Annotated in this window: 2 protein-coding genes and 1 pseudogene; 2 read left to right on the plus strand and 1 reads right to left on the minus strand. The window is 58.5% G+C overall.

From position 1 onward, the window contains the following. On the plus strand, positions 1–679 hold a 679-nt coding region (locus AYR66_RS06170), incomplete at its 5' end, for a hypothetical protein (protein ID WP_206047076.1). A gap of 68 nt (positions 680–747) precedes the next feature. Here AYR66_RS06170 and AYR66_RS06175 read toward each other — a convergent pair. Then, positions 748–1,224: a cache domain-containing protein gene (locus AYR66_RS06175; protein WP_234814816.1), complete on the minus strand. Its 477-nt coding sequence runs from the start codon at positions 1,222–1,224 to the stop codon at positions 748–750. A gap of 328 nt (positions 1,225–1,552) precedes the next feature. Between AYR66_RS06175 and AYR66_RS06180 the strand changes: the two are divergent. After that, positions 1,553–1,956: pseudogene (locus tag AYR66_RS06180) on the plus strand (hypothetical protein); the annotation flags it as partial.

The following is a 1,956-nucleotide window of genomic DNA, read 5'->3' on the forward strand; positions in this document are numbered from 1 at the left end:
CGCCGTCGACGGCACATGTGCCATCCAGCCTTTTGCCGTTGCACCCGCTGCGCCGATTGCCGCGTTCGGCCTGCGCATCGGCAGCCACATCCTGCCCTCTACGCCGGGTCAGCCGGTCGGCAAGCAGACCGTGGTCAGCCGCATCGCATTCGACCTGACCGAACTGCCAGGGTCGCCGGGCGTGGGCGGTGGCGAGTCGGCGGAGATCATGCGCTTCGTGATCGACAATGTGGAGATGACAACCGATGAGAGCGGCCTCCTGACGAGTGCGCGTCTCAAGGACGGCGCACAGATCCACGTATTCGGCCGCAGCGCATCGGGTACCGAGATCCGCGAGACCATTCCGGCGCCGGCCGGCACGGTGCGCCTGATGCCATTGACGGAAATGCCCGATGGTTTTGGCGATACCAGCAGCACCATCCTCTTCATGAACCTTGAGCTCGGCTTCTCGCAGGCAGGAAGCCGCCTCGCCGCGCTGCAATCGATCGCGGGCCATTTTGCGATGAATGTCACACTCTCCCACGTCGACAAGATCGTCCGCCCGGCAGCGGCGGAAACGCCTGGATTCCCAGCCGTACCACTGAAAGATCTCGTGGGTCAGCCGATCACGGTCGATGGAGCACCGGTGACCGGCGGCGGCATCATCGGAAGCGCATGGATCCGCATGTATCCGATGTGACCTATTGATTCGTCGTGACAGAAGAAAAGGGCCGGCAGCGATGCCGGCCCTTTTTGCATAGCCGGGAATTACTTGTACACGCCGCAGCTGATCACCAGCGGCTCGATGCGCTTGGTGAACGTTGTCTTTTGTTCGATTGCCTTTGTGACCGGATTCGGCCACTTGTAGTCCGTCCAGCCTTCGCCCGACTTGCTCGATGCAATTTCAGCCATGCGCTTGACAAAGGCAAAACCGTCGGCGTCCTTCAGGTCGGTCATGTCCTTGCCGACCAGCTTGGGATTGGCACCGTGGGCGAGGGTGATGGTGCGGTCCTTGTTCGAATCCCAATTCGGCACGTGATCGCTGGCGAAGAGATAGATCTCGCCGTGCGAGAACTGCCCCTTGGGATTGTTGATTTCCGCGAGCGTCTTGTCCTTGCCGTTGGCAGCGAGGAATTCACCTGCCTTTTTCACCATGCCGACGCATTCGGACTTGTTGTCGGCGGAAGCATTGCCGAACAGGGCGATGAGGGTGACAGCCATGGCGGCCTTCATTGCATGTTTCATCGTTGTCTCCTTGAAAATAGAACGAGTGTTTTATTTTTTGCTTTGAAGAAAGATATAGTGCCGGACCGGCGGCGTCAACATTTCGAATCAAGATTTTGTTGCATTTTTGTGGTTGCCGTTTGTGAAACATCGCAGGCCGGAGCAGTCTTTGCCGCACGGCAAAGCATGTGCAAAAGCACTCACGAAACCCTTGTCACTTGCACCAAGGAAGGCAAAAAAACGCCTGAATTTCGGTGATTTCCGGAACCTATTTCTGATGGCCAAGCTCCTATGAGCGCTTGCCATGAAGAATGCTTGGCTACCGTAAATACGAAACAGGAGAAACAATTTGTTCAAACTCGCTTTCCACCGCTTCGCCATTTCCGCACTGTGTTGCGCCTCCGCTACTGTCCTGGTCGCCTGCGGCGGCGGGGGCGGCGGCACGACCACCGATGCCACCACTACCCACGCTGAAGCCACGGCCCAAACCGCTACCGGCACGACGCCCACCACCACCATTCCCGAGTCTGTTCAAGCCAGCGGCAGCAAGACGCCGTTCGGCCAGGATGCCGCGCAATACGAGCTGAGCTTCTCCGACGAGTTCGACTCGCTCAACAGCAGCCTCTGGAATGACGCCATGTGGTACGAGACCTCCAACGCGACCAAGAACTACACGGTCGAGGATGGCAAGCTGAAGATCTGGCCGCAGCGTGATGCATCGGGCAAGTTCTTCAACCGCACGCTGGATACCGA

Source organism: Noviherbaspirillum denitrificans (genome assembly GCF_002211445.1).
Classification (GTDB): Bacteria; Pseudomonadota; Gammaproteobacteria; order Burkholderiales; family Burkholderiaceae_D; genus Noviherbaspirillum; species Noviherbaspirillum denitrificans.